The organism is Endozoicomonas sp. PH6C (genome assembly GCF_059322965.1).
The window spans coordinates 3462498-3476262 of sequence record NZ_CP185342.1; the positions used below are offsets into that span (position 1 = coordinate 3462498).

At 43.7% G+C, this 13765-nt stretch carries 16 protein-coding genes and 4 pseudogenes; 10 read left to right on the forward strand and 10 right to left on the reverse strand.

The window, feature by feature from the left end:
* Positions 1–559 precede the first annotated feature (559 nt).
* Complete coding sequence (locus tag ACOMG9_RS12970) at positions 560–778, forward strand: hypothetical protein (RefSeq protein WP_448217210.1); 219 nt, start codon at positions 560–562, stop codon at positions 776–778.
* Positions 779–1368: 590 nt separating this feature from the next.
* Positions 1369–1668, forward strand: a complete 300-nt coding sequence (locus tag ACOMG9_RS12975) for a hypothetical protein (RefSeq protein ID WP_448217211.1) — start codon at positions 1369–1371, stop codon at positions 1666–1668.
* Here ACOMG9_RS12975 and ACOMG9_RS12980 read toward each other — a convergent pair.
* From ACOMG9_RS12980 to ACOMG9_RS13000, 5 genes are all read right to left on the reverse strand, one after another.
* A complete protein-coding gene (locus ACOMG9_RS12980; RefSeq protein ID WP_487247187.1) occupies positions 1626–1781 on the reverse strand; it encodes a transposase in 156 nt (51 codons plus the stop codon). The two genes, ACOMG9_RS12975 and ACOMG9_RS12980, sit on opposite strands and share 43 nt — an antisense overlap.
* Before the next feature lie 283 nt (positions 1782–2064).
* A complete protein-coding gene (locus tag ACOMG9_RS12985) occupies positions 2065–3447 on the reverse strand; it encodes a Fic family protein (protein ID WP_448217212.1) in 1383 nt (460 codons plus the stop codon).
* A 436-nt stretch (positions 3448–3883) separates the two neighbouring features.
* Positions 3884–4168, reverse strand: coding sequence for an IS66 family insertion sequence element accessory protein TnpA (tnpA, locus tag ACOMG9_RS12990; protein ID WP_448217213.1), 285 nt, complete (start codon positions 4166–4168; stop codon positions 3884–3886).
* A 335-nt stretch (positions 4169–4503) separates the two neighbouring features.
* On the reverse strand, positions 4504–4830 hold the full coding sequence (locus ACOMG9_RS12995; RefSeq protein WP_422138095.1) for a hypothetical protein: 327 nt from the start codon (positions 4828–4830) through the stop codon (positions 4504–4506).
* 487 nt (positions 4831–5317) lie between these two features.
* Complete coding sequence (locus ACOMG9_RS13000) at positions 5318–6040, reverse strand: hypothetical protein (protein WP_448217214.1); 723 nt, start codon at positions 6038–6040, stop codon at positions 5318–5320.
* Positions 6041–6352: 312 nt separating this feature from the next.
* Between ACOMG9_RS13000 and ACOMG9_RS13005 the strand changes: the two are divergent.
* From ACOMG9_RS13005 to ACOMG9_RS13015, 3 genes and pseudogenes are all read left to right on the forward strand, one after another.
* Positions 6353–6601, forward strand: a pseudogene (locus ACOMG9_RS13005) (hypothetical protein); the annotation flags it as partial.
* A complete protein-coding gene (locus tag ACOMG9_RS13010; protein ID WP_448218643.1) occupies positions 6574–6696 on the forward strand; it encodes a tyrosine-type recombinase/integrase in 123 nt (40 codons plus the stop codon). The pseudogene ACOMG9_RS13005 and the gene ACOMG9_RS13010, both read left to right, overlap by 28 nt.
* Before the next feature lie 178 nt (positions 6697–6874).
* Positions 6875–7470: pseudogene (locus ACOMG9_RS13015) on the forward strand (IS91 family transposase); the annotation flags it as partial.
* Between the two features lie 214 nt (positions 7471–7684).
* On the opposite strand, the gene ACOMG9_RS13020 reads toward ACOMG9_RS13015, so the two are convergent.
* Complete coding sequence (locus ACOMG9_RS13020; RefSeq protein ID WP_494530335.1) at positions 7685–8362, reverse strand: hypothetical protein; 678 nt, start codon at positions 8360–8362, stop codon at positions 7685–7687.
* A gap of 213 nt (positions 8363–8575) precedes the next feature.
* Here ACOMG9_RS13020 and ACOMG9_RS13025 point away from each other — a divergent pair, with 213 nt between their 5' ends.
* Positions 8576–8812, forward strand: a complete 237-nt coding sequence (locus ACOMG9_RS13025) for a hypothetical protein (RefSeq protein WP_448217216.1) — start codon at positions 8576–8578, stop codon at positions 8810–8812.
* Positions 8813–8816: 4 nt separating this feature from the next.
* On the opposite strand, the pseudogene ACOMG9_RS13030 reads toward ACOMG9_RS13025, so the two are convergent.
* Positions 8817–9296, reverse strand: a pseudogene (locus ACOMG9_RS13030) (IS66 family transposase).
* Positions 9226–9378: an IS66 family transposase gene (locus ACOMG9_RS13035; RefSeq protein WP_448217217.1), complete on the reverse strand. Its 153-nt coding sequence runs from the start codon at positions 9376–9378 to the stop codon at positions 9226–9228. Before ACOMG9_RS13035 ends, ACOMG9_RS13030 begins: the two are co-directional and overlap by 71 nt.
* On the opposite strand from ACOMG9_RS13035, the gene ACOMG9_RS13040 reads away from it, so the two are divergent.
* A complete protein-coding gene (locus tag ACOMG9_RS13040) occupies positions 9377–10180 on the forward strand; it encodes a group II intron reverse transcriptase/maturase (protein WP_448217218.1) in 804 nt (267 codons plus the stop codon). The genes ACOMG9_RS13035 and ACOMG9_RS13040 overlap by 2 nt on opposite strands.
* A 77-nt stretch (positions 10181–10257) precedes the next feature.
* Positions 10258–11344: pseudogene (locus ACOMG9_RS13045) on the forward strand (IS630 family transposase).
* Between the two features lie 219 nt (positions 11345–11563).
* Here ACOMG9_RS13045 and tnpA (ACOMG9_RS13050) read toward each other — a convergent pair.
* Together tnpA (ACOMG9_RS13050) and ACOMG9_RS13055 are read right to left on the reverse strand one after the other, a co-directional pair.
* Entirely contained in the window at positions 11564–11839 is a 276-nt protein-coding gene (gene tnpA / locus ACOMG9_RS13050; protein WP_448218644.1) for an IS66 family insertion sequence element accessory protein TnpA, read from the reverse strand.
* A gap of 337 nt (positions 11840–12176) precedes the next feature.
* Positions 12177–13067 carry an IS110 family RNA-guided transposase gene (locus ACOMG9_RS13055; protein ID WP_494530336.1) on the reverse strand — a complete coding sequence of 297 codons (891 nt, stop codon included), beginning with the start codon at positions 13065–13067 and terminating at the stop codon, positions 12177–12179.
* On the opposite strand from ACOMG9_RS13055, the gene tnpA (ACOMG9_RS13060) reads away from it, so the two are divergent.
* Positions 13061–13387, forward strand: coding sequence for an IS66 family insertion sequence element accessory protein TnpA (gene tnpA, locus ACOMG9_RS13060; RefSeq protein WP_448215653.1), 327 nt, complete (start codon positions 13061–13063; stop codon positions 13385–13387). The genes ACOMG9_RS13055 and tnpA (ACOMG9_RS13060) overlap by 7 nt on opposite strands.
* Positions 13384–13752, forward strand: a complete 369-nt coding sequence (tnpB, locus tag ACOMG9_RS13065; protein ID WP_448215654.1) for an IS66 family insertion sequence element accessory protein TnpB — start codon at positions 13384–13386, stop codon at positions 13750–13752. Before tnpA (ACOMG9_RS13060) ends, tnpB begins: the two co-directional genes overlap by 4 nt.
* Positions 13753–13765: the final 13 nt, after the last annotated feature.

Genomic DNA, 13765 nt, shown 5'->3' on the forward strand with positions numbered 1-13765 from the left:
GAATATCGCCAACACCTTAACGGCTTATCAGGTGGTATGCAGAGACAGCAAGGACACATGTAGACTGTTTGCGGTGATCCGTACCACACAAGTTTGCTGGCGGAGTTCCCTGGCACTCCAGGATGGGGAAAGCCCATTACATGGCGAATGTGAACAAATTCCCCCACAAGGCAGCGGCAAGAGTGAAAGCTATCATGCAGAAATGGTGAAATTTCTTTCTCCATTAACCATATGGCCATTCACTACTGAGCAAAGAAAAGAGTTAAAATTAAAACCATGTGCCAAAGGCTTAGAGTTTGTCTAAATTTGAACAAAATCAAACTAAAGCCACAAAGGATTTTGGCGAAAAATGTGCTTGCCAGAAAAGTTAGTCCCTGAACTAAAAGCTAACGATTTAAGAAACCGGCATACTGATTTTGATTTTTATTAGTGGCTGGTTGCATTCATCCCTAAAGGTGCCATTGCTCTTTAAACTCTTTATGCTATTGTTGCATTATAAAAAATAAATTCGTAAATCCTTTAGCTACATAAAACTTAATAAGTAAAAAAAGGAGCAACTGTGGAGCAGGCGATTCTAGTATTTCTTGAGCTAGTTTGGTTCAACAACGTTTACTTAGCTCGTTTAATTCAAGATTGCATTGAGCTTTACCCAGTCGTTCAGCTTTATGTGTCACAGGTTCTGACCAACCCTTTTTTTGAAAATTACGAACAAATAGAGGCTATTTCAGATTATATCCATCTTTATTGCTCAGAGTATGGGTATCCGGGTGAAACCTGAGAAACCGTTAGAAAAATAAGATAAGCACAACTGCTATCTCTACATCCCTCTTATTAAATATGCGAACTCATCTTTCCTGATTTAAAATCAATGCCGACCTATAAAGGTCATTAATTTATGGAGCATACAGACTGCACTTTTGAATGGCTCAACCGAAATAAATAATCGGATAAAGAATGATCCTGAACTTAACTGTTAAGTCGAGCTCAAAAACACGACAGAAAGCGGGTCATCTCAAATCAGTGGGTGAAGGTCATTCAAAACGGAGTTAACACCCCTCAGGCAACACCAATAATGACACTACTCTAAAGTGTAATAGAGCACCAGACCAAGTACTTATAAAAACTGGGAACCAACGCTGACAGACACAAGATTACACTAAAGAATCATTGGAGACTGGCTCAAAACCAGCAGGCATCTACCGCTAAAAGATACTCCGAACAGGTTTTGATCGAACTGATTGTCGGCACTTTTTTTGGTACATTACTTAACTACTGACAAAGCGGAAAAACTATCATACATCTGCCTGCTAACAGCTATTATGCCTATACTGTCCGAACAAAACGTACTATTTAAAGCTGAATATTGAAATGATTACTATACGTATAGTTCTATTACTTCTAGCAGTTACGTATAAAATTTTTGCACAACCTGGTGACTGTCTTGTAGTCACAAATGAAGATTTGTTATTAACAGAACACATCGAGTCTCTCCATAGGAACAGAGTACCTTCAGAATTACGTCCTCAACCAGAGCAAGAAGCAATTACAATTATTGGTAATTCTATCAGGAAGACAGATTCGGCTCTCTCCGAGGAAGATATTAATGATCGTTCTAAACGCTGGCTTCAGGAAACATTGGATGAAATGGAGCGAGAGGATCGGGAATAGGCGAACAACACCACCTTTAAAAGCATGGTTGGATCGTAGGCTAAACGACCGGTTTCATCATTGTTGTAATGCCCATGAAAGATCGAAGTATAGATTTCCCAGTAACCGCCCATCAAAAATGAACAAAAGATTGCAGATGGAGCGGTTAATGATCACGTGCCCACTGGCCGCGAATACGTCACATCTCGTATTGGGTTGCTGTTCGTCGTCCCGCGATTTTGCGTTGAGCTTTGTTCAGGTCGGGTCGCGCAGGTCGGGTCGCGCAGACCCTGCCTCGCGACAACGCCCTTGCCCTTTCGCTAACCTTTGGCAGCGAATACCTGGTAAGAGGACTTTCACCTCTGAAGTTAAGTGCCATGCTCGGCACACACACTAAAATCTGGTATGCCGTAGGTGTCACCTGGTTTTTTTTGTTAGCTGCGTTCTCCATTTTTTCTGAATAGAATTTTTATCCATCATGTAGAAAAGCCACTCTCTACCGTGTTTCTTTTTTTCAAAAATATTTAGATCAACTAGTCCGTTTAGTACAGTTGAAGCAGTATTATACGAGCAACCAAGATTGTCTCTTACACTAGATGCTGTGAAGACACTTGCTGTACCACTCTTTGCTACCTGAAACACAACCCTCTGTTTTTCTGATAGCTTTTTATAAAGTCCTGAAGACCAAATCCATTGATTGAAACTTTCAATATCATCTAATGCTTTTTTATATGCTTCTTTGAAATTATTTATTGCTTTATGAATAATTCCACACTGATATTCGATAAAATATGTTAAGTCCATATCATCCGTCTCAGTATATAAATATGACATTCCATATTTTACAGGAGCAGCTCTTAGTAAAACACTTATTGCAATATATCTGAATGCTGCATAATCATTTTTGAACATGAACCAATAAAATAATGATCGGGCAACTCTTCCGTTTCCATCTCGAAATGGATGCTCAAAACCAATCGAAAAGTGCAATGAAATTGCCTTGACTAGTGGATGGAGGTAGTCTGAGCTATCCTCATCATCATGACATTGATTTATCCAGTCGCATAAAAGTTTAAACCGTTTCTTTATCCCTTTATGAGAAGGCGGTGTATGGACGGTTTCACCATCACTATCTACAACGACAACATCATCAGTTTGTCTAAATACACCTGGCGTATATTTATCATCATCAATGTCACTGACACCAATCCTCTGCATGTCACATATCAAATCAATAGTCAGAGGCTCATCTCTATTGTCCCATGCAAATCTCATCATTTTATAGTTTCCAAGAATCATTTTTTCATCTGATGTTCTTGGTTTTCTCTTTCTCTTGAGCATGTCTTTTGCTACAAGAGTCGTTGTAGCTGCCCCTTCCAACTGGCTACTACTAATTGCTTCATCTTCAATGAGATCATTTAGAAGATATTCAAAATGTTGCTCTTCCCCAATTTTGCTACTCATCCACTCTAGTGCAGCTGTAGTTGCGTTCCGATCAGTGTGTGAGATCGTTTTTTGAATCGATGGCGTAAGTATTAGGCTACATAGTCCGGTTGGTTCACCTACAGGCAGCAAGTTTACATACTGGCTGTTTCTAGACAGTTTTGTTAAGGACCATGCAATAGCTACATCTAAGCCTTTCTTTACTCGATATCGGAATTCATCAAAGGGTAAATAGCGACCTTTTCCATCTAAGGGCTTGTAATAACTAAGATAATCTCCAAATTTCTCTGGACTATATTGGGAGATTTCCTCAAATACATTTGGATTTAGGCCTTCAGGTGGTGGTGCCTTGAACATAATATATCTCAAAAAAGTGTGATATTGAGATATTCTAACTCAATATTTCTTGTTTGTCTCAATTATGTCGTTTTTTGAGATGTGGAGAGAACAGCTAACGAGCCTTTAGAAAAACCCAAAAACAAAGCCGTAAACCTGCGGTTACTGTTATTAGCGAGTACTGATCTTCAGATTCGCGGTTAATTTGTATTTTTCCATTCTGGCTTATTAGCAGCCTGAGAACCGTTCAGAACACTGCAGGCGCCTCTGGCGGGGCAAGCTGTTCACATAAATTCCGACCAAAGTCGTTTCAGCGTTTCTTTTTTGATCTTCTCCATTCGTTGTAGCAACTTTCCGCCGCCATAACCATGGATTTTCTTGAGATACAGGGGTTAAGTCGCTTCCGTCGCAGTGGGCTTGAGAACGCTAAATTGGTGTTTGGCTTGCATCTGCTGGCTTACTCTGGCAGCTCAAGTTCCAACTGCCAGTTTAAGCTGGCTGGAGGTTCAGTCAGCCCGTTTGGGACTTCAACCCATTCCGGGGCAGAAGCCTGAGCGATATCAAAGGAGTCAGTGTTGTCGTAATTCCTGAGTTTGCGTTTCCAGTTTGTGAATGTTGCCAGGCTTATGTTTTGAGTTTGGCAAAAAGCTTTCTGGCTCAAGCCACTGGCTATTTGCTGATCAATGATCTGTTGCCACTGCTCAGGGTTGAGACGGGTAAAGGGTTTTGTCAGTTGCTTCACGTTAGGTATCTCCTGCGTTGTTTGCAGGGGAAAGGCTGGCAGTCAGGTTGTGATTTTTGAAGACGTCCTCAAATGAGCGGTTACTTTTGAAAAATATTGGTTACTTGATAGAAAATGGGTCAGTCGGAAAAGAAACTCAGTAAAGCCTCATACTTCGCAAAGGAGAGAGCTTTACTGTATTTGAATTTTGGCTTTTACGACACCCTCGATTGGACGAGGGTTTACGGCGATTTTGCTAGATCTGCTCTTGAAATGTTTAATAAAAATTATGAATAATATCTATTCGCAAACTCATGGTTTTGTTGAAACTTTATGTTTAAGATATGGAGTAATAATCACCCTATAAAATAAGCAAACATTGATAACGAAGAATAGATTATGAACTTTCTCCAGTCTCTTCTACTTGGTCGTTCATTTTCTTCTTTTCTGAATATACAAGTTAATTTACGAATAAAGTAGATTGTTAAGAAAATAAACAGTAGAAACTGAGGAATAAAAATGGTCAATGCGTAAACCATCATTATTCCGCCCATGCTATCACCAGAACATGTCCATCCAGAATTTAAGCACCCGAGAAAATATATGATCAAGTATATCGAAATATTACCAATTCCTACCCAAAAAATTGAATCAGGTATAACTCCCTTTTCTTCGATTTTCATACCAGTCTCCTTGCTCGGTTTGAGCATCTAACGCCTAGCCTATAAGCGGCGGTGCATCTAGCGCCGCCGGATTCTCTTTTAAGGTGCGTTGTCAATGTTTTCTTTGAGCTGAACTCACTGAAACGCCGAGAAGATAAAGAGCATCCTTGCTGAAATCTTGATCATTAGGCCATTCTACTGAGCTAAAAGCTACTCTGACCTGTTTAAAATAAGAGACATCTTTGAGTATTGCATCGAGCTTCCTTTAGACCGGGTCGCGTAGACCGGGTCGCGTAGACCGGGTCGCGTAGACCGGGTCGCGTAGAGCCCGCCTCACGGCAACGCCCATGCCCTTTCGCCAACCTTCGGCTCTGCGAATACCTGGTCAGAGGACTTTCACCTCCCAAGTTAAGTGCCATGCTCGGCACACACGTCATTTTCAACTGCTCCGCCGCAGGCGCAGTCTGCTGGAAATTTTTTATGCGCATGATCGTACTTGAATGAATTATTACGTTTTTTGATTAAGTGCCTGAATAAAAAGACGTATAAGTATTTCAGGGCAGTCTTTGTTTTTTAGAAGGAGGACAATAAACTCATCAGATGTATTTAAATTGCTAATCAGGTAATTTAGTGCGCGAGGGCTAAGATTATTGAGTAAGTTGACCCAACTTGGCGCATACGTTATCACTCCACTTCCTTGGCAATCAAAACCAGTATAATCACAGCTAGCAATAAAGTGAAATACTGAGCCATCATGTAGTTCCCCAAACATGACCCATGGAGCTTCATCTCTTTCACCTTCTGAATATGAAATCACTTTTTTAATGTCAAACTCCCTGTCTGTAGAATACTCCAGCATTCCTGCTTGAGGTGTTCCACGCACTTCCCAATCCCCATCTTCACTTAAATAGGAAGAATACGCGTAATTCAGCCACCTATTTCGACTTATAGTTCTTATTACATGTAGACCCGAGCTTTGTATTAATTCAGACAAACCCAAAAGAGATGAGTCACAACCAACCGCAGTTCGAAATGAAGAAATGCCTTGAAAGCTTAAATATTTTAAAATATTTGGAACAATTAAAGAGTTTGAAAAAACATCAATGAAACCTTTTCCAGTCTGTGAGCAGGCACAGTCTGAGAAACAATAGAATAAACATACTGTCTTTAGTAACTTTTTCACTTTTAAGTCATCATTCAAGTGATTAATAAGAAAATAATCATAGACCAAAACCTACCCGTTTAACTGGCTTTAACTGATTGCTGGCAGCGCAAAACCGAAAAACTGACGGGCGCACAATATGTACGTCCCAGTTGAGCCTGTTGTTGAACCAAGCCGCTACACGGAAAAAAACTTACAATATTGTCTAATAATTCCTGATACCACATCAATTCTGATGTGTCTGAATAACAGGAATACCAAACATGAATTCAATCGAAAAAAACAGTTCGAAGAACTTTACCAAAAACACCTGACCGCACTCAAACTTCAAAGCAAAAGCAAGCCCACCATTGATCTCTACAGCCGCCCGTTAGACGTCTTGCCAGCTATTTTAACTGCTCCCTCGATGCACTCAACACGGATGACCTTAAAACCTATTTTGCGGATCTGATCGAAAGCCACTCATGGAGTATATTAAAAACAGATCGCAACGGTATCCAGTTCTACTATGGACATGTGATCAACAAACCGTGGAAATTCATTGATATCTTCAAGCCTCTCTCAGTCAGGCGACTGCCGGGAATCCAATATTCAAAAACTTTATTCTCGTTACTTACAGTTCGGGACTGAGGTTAGGAGAGGCATTGAGCCTCACTGTCAACGATATTGACTCAGACAGAATGAGTGTTCATTTAAGACAGTGCAAAGGCGGCAAAGATCGTTAGGTCCCATTGCCAAACCAAGCACTCGAGGCCCTGAGAACCCATTGGAAAACCCACAGAAATCCACGTTGGGTATTTCCACAAGACCGGGATAAAGCAGAAAAACACCTGGCACAAAAGCCGATGAATCGCTCGTTACCCCAAAGAGCCATGAGAAATGCACTGCCTACCAGTACCGTGATATCACCCTCATGTGCACTTTGTAGTTCCGGATGGTGGTATTAATACCCGCCGTCGTGAATGGCGAAAGCTCAAGGGTAAATACCTGTTCAACAGTAACAACCTGGCCAGAGTCTTCCGGGGACGATTGTTGAAAGCCTCGAAAGAAGCGGGTTTACTGACACCAACGCTGAAAAAATCGCTGCCCGAACTCTGGATGGTGAATTGTCAGCACGTCGGAAAAGGCGAACCTGCTTTGTAATACTTGTCCAGAGATCTCTACCGGGGCGTTCTCACTGACCGGCAGATTACAGGTCATGATGACGGGCAAGTGACTTTCATCTACCGGAACAGTAAAACCGGTGCAAAGGAGCAGCGAACCATAAAAGGAGAAGACTTTATCTGGCTGATTTTATAGCATGTTCTGCCCAAAGGGTTGCGACGAGTCCGTGACTACGGATTCCTGTAATGTCGGGCTAAAGGCAGACTTACCTGATTCAGCTGATCTTGAAAGTCATGCTGGAACCTCTGGAACCCGTCATCCGACCCAAACACGCCTGCAGAACCTGTGGCTGCGATATGAAAGCCGTAGCATTCCGGTTCACAGGTTTCACCTGACCGATAAAAAAGCTCTCAAACTCACCCAACGCGACAACGCCGGTGCCCTTTCGCTAGCCTTCGACTCTGCCAATAACTGGTAAGAGGACTTTCATGTCTCAAGTTAGGTGCCATGCCCGGCACACACGCACAAAACCATGTGTGCCGTTGACGTCAACTGGATTTTTCTTTGTTACACCTTGTCCGAAAAATGCGTTTAATAAACGTTCTTTTTCTAACGACACCCAGCTTCAGTTGCGATAAATTTTCTCAATACCACAATAGATAAATTTCCCTGGCTATTCTTGACTACGAAGGGTCGATTTTTAAAACTGATTGGTACGCACCTTGCTGGCTGAACAGGGTAGTTTTGCTCGTATAATTTTTGCTTGGCGATAGTGTGCTGCCTGGCCTTTCTCATGGAATCTATATTAGAGCAACTGCCAACAGCCTGCTTGATGTTTATTCTTTTTGCGCTCCAGAATTCGCTGATATCACCCTTCAAAATATCAAATTTCGACACATCCAATTTAAGATCTTCAAGATGACAATCCCCATTATTGCTATCAGTAATATCAGCACTATCAGCACTATCAGCACTATCAGCACTATCAGCACTATCAGCACTATCAGCAATATCGATAGATCTTCTTTCTCTATCTAACCCTCGCGTTTCATTTGCTTTATCATCATGTGAGTCAAGACTCATATCATATGGTTTGGTCTCTAATGAAACATTGCCTGTCACCTCATCAAGTGATAATTCCCCCTCATAAATGGGGACATTATATTTCTTGGCTAACTCCAGCACGTCGTCAGCATTTTTATCATCCACTAGCCGGGAAAATGACTCAATATCAACCGTCGGTTCAGTTCCATTTTTGTCACTCAATGTTGGCACAGGATTAGCCATACACACTGAACACGAAAAAAGAGAGATTGCAATAGATTGCACAAGCCGACATTCATTAATACTCCGAACCTTCATACTTCACCTCAATAGAGTAGGTTCCAAGAACATCATCTCACCATCACAAATAGCGAGAAATACCTAGGCAGTCTGACACATATTTTTGTATTTTCAATTTCCTTCATAAAAACATAACGAATCTGTAGAAAAAGGAGATTGCTAACATACGCAGAGTCTGAATACGCTTCTCATCGCCCTCACGATACTGCTCGTCCTGTGCTTCCTGAACGTCGTGCTTCTGATGCTGTTTCATCAGATGGGCGATCATCTGCTCAAGCTTTTTCTGTTTACTGGGCAGTTCCTTATGTTATGTGTCCCACTCCATTCCTTGCGGGCATTGGACGACATTTTACGACCATCAATAGCAAACATACCACGACCAACCCGCTTTAGCTGATCACAGGTCATGAGGATCTTCAGAAACAGCAGACTGACAGGCTTGTGTATACACCAGTGTGTACAGAACCGCACTGCTGCGTGCACCAGCAATACTGTCTGAGAATAGCCAGCCTTTGTGCCCCATCACGAAGGGTTTGATCGCCCGTTCTGATGCGTTGTTGTCAATGCCCACAAGACCATTGTCCAGTTAGCGAACAAGGTACGTCCACTGGTTCTGCATTTAGCGAATCGCCTCACCCAGCTTGCTTTTGGGGGTGACATTCAGCGCCTGTTTTTCCAGCCAAACCTTGATTTTGTCCATCACCGGACCGGCGTCGTTTTGCCTCGCCAGGCGTCGCTCATCCGGTGTTTTGTCCCGCACTCTCTGTTCTATGGCGTAGCCATCGCAGTGCAGAGTCCCCTGATAGTCAGCTAAAATGTTCAGATCCACGCCACTGCTGGTATTCGTAGATGACAATGGGTTTACTGTAAGCACCATTGCGATATAGCCACATATACGATTTGCTGGCCGCCTCTCGCCCTGGTTCTTTCAGCACTTGTAGGGTTGTTTCATCCGCCATGATCGCCAGACCCGACAAGGCAAAAGTGAAATTTCTTGGGACGTATATTAAATCCGATCCCAAGGGGCACACTTCCAAACATAAAAGTGGCCATGCGAAACGGGCAACACTTGCACGTACTGGTGCGGGCACCATAAGGCTCGAAGCTCCGATCATGGAGCTGATGGGCAAACTGGTTGAGGATGGATTTGCTAAGAAAGGGTCTTTTAAGGGAAAAGCGCGTAGAGATTTAATCCCGAGACAGGAATGGGAAATAGTCATGTACTACAACTCGGTCTTGGGAGAAGTTCTGAACTATTACTCTTTCGCTGCCAACAGGTCAAAAATGAGCAGGATGGTATACACGCTTCAAAGATCACTGATGCATACATTAGCGAGCAGCAGGCGCTGTTCAACCCGGCAAGTTTTGAAGAAAGGCAACGGTAAGATTACAGCCTTGAAGACAACTAAAGATAGTATACGACAGGTTAATTTTAATGGATACGGCAATAACCTGTCCCTGAAGGTGAACCAGAAAGCATTTAATGTCAGCGGCAAAGGTCTTGATCCTGAGAAATTGTACCTGAAGCGAATAAACCAGCGAACAAGGAGCAAGCTGGGGTGTCACTGTGCAATTTGCGGTAAACCCGATGATATTGAGATGCATCATGTCCGGCATACCCGCAAGATGGGTCAGGAAGCCAAAGGCTTTAGCAAGGTAATGGCGCAAATCAACCGGAAGCAAATACCGGTCTGTCGTGACTGTCACATGAAAGTTTATGACGGAAAGTACGACGGCATGAAGCTGTCGGAACTAGTGTAGTGCGACCTAATTAACAGTACATAAAGACTCCTAACGGTCTACTATGGATGTTATTCCAACCACTGCCTGTTTTTACTATGCGAGTTGCCACAGAGATAATACTTGATGCTTCTGAAGAAATACGACCCAGAAAGATTACTTCATCAAATACTTGCCCTCTTCGCTTGGCCCGCCGTGCCCAGATTGTTCTTCTCTCTGCAGAAGGAAAAAGCAATCTTGAGATTGCGGAAATACTGAAGATCGTTCGTCATCAGGTCAGCCGCTGGCGTGACCGATATGCTCAGGAAGGCTTCTCCGGGATTGAACAGGATCGAGCTCGCAGTGGCCGTAAAAAGCAGATTGATGCTGCTGAGATTGTGAGTCTGACCACAAACACCCTTCCGGAAAATGCCACTCACTGGAGCACCCGAACTATGGCTGCTGTTAGCGGTATCAGTGAGAGAAGTGTTCGCCGGATATGGCATGCATATGGCCTCAAGCCTCACCTGGAAAAGACATTCAAGGTGTCCCGAGACCCGAAATTTGTGGAGAAGCTTGAAGATATTGTCGGACTCTATCTGTCTCCTCCTGAACATGGGTTGGTGCTGTGCTGTGATGAAAAAAAGTCAGGTTCAGGCACTCGATCGAACACAGCCTGGCTTACCGTTGAAGAAAGGGCGTGCCGCAACAATGACTCATGATTATAAACGGCATGGTACAACCACTCTCTTTGCAGCACTGAATGTGCTTGATGGTGCTGTCATCGGTCAGTGCCAGCAGCGTCATACCCATGTGGAATGGTTGAAGTTTCTTAAACAGATAAACAGGGAAACGGCAAAAGACAAAGAGCTGCACCTGATTTGCGACAACTATGCGACTCACAAACACCCGAAGGTGCGAGAATGGCTGGAAAAACATCCTCGTTTTCATATGCACTTTACGCCAACGTCAGCATCATGATTAAACATGGTTGAGAGATTTTTTCGGGATCTCACGAGTCAGCGGTTACGCCGTGGTGTGTTTGTCAGTGTGCCAGAGCTAGTCAGTGCGATTGATGAATATATTGAAAAGCATAATCAAAATCCAAAGCCGTTTATCTGGACTACTAAGGCAAATGATATCTTAGAAAAAGTCGTTCGGGCTAATCGCCGGTTAAGTTGCAAAAAGAACGACGCACTACACTAGCCGATCAAGCGTTGGTAATGTGGTAAATCTGCAAGATATTAATACTGGAGGGCGTAGTGCATTGAAAGGTGCATGCTGCGTTCGGGGGCAGGCTGTTGGTTACCAGCTTGGGAAGTTCGTCAACCTCGAACCTCCATACAAGTCACGGTGCTGGCAGTCGAGCCTACTCTGTTACACCAGTGGCCATATACACAGGGTGATTGATATTGGCAGTCATCATCAGCTGATCACCTGGAGTAAACGTTGCAGACAGGCGGTATCGAAATCTGAAGCCAGAGCCATAGTAAAGCCTCGGGGCGTTACAAGAGAGATGCCGGATTCCGGTGTTTGAACCTGTTTGACGTCATCATTATCTACTTTCACAGGAACCAGTGTTTGCTGCAGTTTCGGGGCAGATTGAAGGCGACGTTTGTGATAGCCGAATGTTTTGATTGGCAGCCCGTTGCGGCGGACATATTCAGCCTGGGACAGGCCACTGTTCTGCCAGGCTTCGATGTGGTTTTTCCACTATTGCTGCTTTTGTTCTCGGGTCATGGGAACCTCCAAGGTCCCCCTGTGTCATAGATGGTCCGCCCTTTTTTGCAAGAGCCTGTTTGGTTGATTTGCAAACAGCAATAACTGCAAACATATATACGGCCTATCGTTGAGGTTTACCCTCTGGCCCTGATGGTAATTCGCACGATCTGTCCTTAGCAGGATATCGGATTCGTGATCCACGACACAGCGCAGGTTCCAGATTGTCGGTTTTTACCTGTTTGCCATCAACTTCACACACTCTACGCAATCTTTGGGGGCTTTAAGCTCTCTGCTGTCCCCATGTTTGCTGGTTTAACTATGCAGCCTTATAAACTTCACCCTTGGCCATAATAACCCAGATAATACGGGCGATTTTGTTTGCCAACCCCACTGTTGCAACATTATGGTTAGTACGTGCGTTGAGTTGGACTGCCCACTTTTTACACCGATCATCTGTATTTTTCAGAACACACAAGACCGAACGGGCACCATGTATCAATAGTGTACGTAAATATTTATCTCCTCTTTTACTGATACCCAACAGCTTGGGCTTTCCTCCCGTGGAGTATTGACGTGGCACCAGACCAAGCCATGCTGATAACTCTCTTCCAGATTTGAAATTTTTAGGATTGCTGATTGCTGCCTTTAACGCAGTGGCAATCAAGGCACCAATACCGGGGATCGTCATGAGTCTGATACAGACATCATCCTGTGACGCTATTTCGTGTATTTTCTGATCATACTCTCGGATTCGTTTATCGAGATTAGAAAGCTCTTCAGATAGACCATAAAGTAATGACCGCGAAAGGGGATGAAGCCCATTTTCTGCATTTTCCAATAGACGGGGCAATTGAGCACGCAACTTACCAATGCCTTGGGCTACCACAATGCCTTCTTCAAGCAGAGCTCCTCTGATCTGATTAACCAAAGCAGTTCGTTGTTCAATGCTTTGTTGACGATAACGATGTAACATTTGCCAAGCCTGTTGCTCTGAAGTTTTTATCGCTACAAAACGCATTGTGGGTCGAGTGGCAGCCTCACAGATTGCTTCGGCATCGTTATAGTCATTTTTGTTGGACTTTACATAGGGTTTGACAAACTGCGGGGCAATCAGTTTAACGTAAACGCCAAATAAACCCACGCCCTTCAGAATCAAAACCCCATTTGAAATGATTAGCCTCCCGATATAAGGAGGCCAATATGTCAAAGAAATTACCCGCAGACAGTGAATGGCTAGAGCGTGTTCAGTCGTGGCGGGATTCAGGTTTGACTCAGAGTGCGTGGTGCCAACAGCATGGTATAAGGGTATCCAAATTCGGATACTGGAAGCGTAAACTCGACACAACCCCCAGCGTAAAACCGACCCCGAACAACTCTGGCTTTGTCCAGGTAACACCCCAACCAGAACCTGGTGCGCCTTCTCGGATAACACCACTCTCCATCACCCTACCCAGTGGTGTAACAGTGTCCGGTATTGATGAAAGTAACCTGTCGCTTTGTGAGCAACTGGTGAGGGATATGCTATGAACACCCCGGTTATGCGACCGTCAGAGGTATTACCAAAGGTGTTTCTCTACCGGGAGCCGATTGACTTTCGCAAGTCATTTCGTGGGCTTGCTGTGTTGGTTGAACAAGAGCTGGGGCACAACCCCTTTGACGGCTATTTATATGCGTTTACCAACCGGCAGCGTAATAAAATCAAGTGCCTGTTCTGGGAAGATAATGGTTTTGTGCTTTATTACAAGAGCCTGTCTGAGGACAAATTCCACTGGCCCAAACCGGACGAAGAGCTGGTTACATTAACCGGGAAACAATTAAACTGGCTGCTGGACGGCTACAATCTCAATGCCATGCAACCCCATAAAAAAAGGCATTATGAGAGCTGTTTTTAGTCCTGTTTTTCAG

Coding starts and splice junctions, on each gene's coding strand:
- ACOMG9_RS12995 (WP_422138095.1), bottom strand. CDS start 4,830: ATGAAAATCGAAGAAAAGGGAGTTATACCTGATTCAATTTTTTGGGTA.
- ACOMG9_RS12975 (WP_448217211.1), top strand. CDS start 1,369: ATGATTACTATACGTATAGTTCTATTACTTCTAGCAGTTACGTATAAA.
- ACOMG9_RS13020 (WP_494530335.1), bottom strand. CDS start 8,362: ATGGCTAATCCTGTGCCAACATTGAGTGACAAAAATGGAACTGAACCG.
- ACOMG9_RS12985 (WP_448217212.1), bottom strand. CDS start 3,447: ATGTTCAAGGCACCACCACCTGAAGGCCTAAATCCAAATGTATTTGAG.
- tnpB (WP_448215654.1), top strand. CDS start 13,384: ATGAACACCCCGGTTATGCGACCGTCAGAGGTATTACCAAAGGTGTTT.
- ACOMG9_RS12980 (WP_487247187.1), bottom strand. CDS start 1,781: ATGGGCGGTTACTGGGAAATCTATACTTCGATCTTTCATGGGCATTAC.
- ACOMG9_RS13040 (WP_448217218.1), top strand. CDS start 9,377: ATGATCGCCAGACCCGACAAGGCAAAAGTGAAATTTCTTGGGACGTAT.
- ACOMG9_RS13035 (WP_448217217.1), bottom strand. CDS start 9,378: ATGGCGGATGAAACAACCCTACAAGTGCTGAAAGAACCAGGGCGAGAG.
- tnpA (WP_448215653.1), top strand. CDS start 13,061: ATGTCAAAGAAATTACCCGCAGACAGTGAATGGCTAGAGCGTGTTCAG.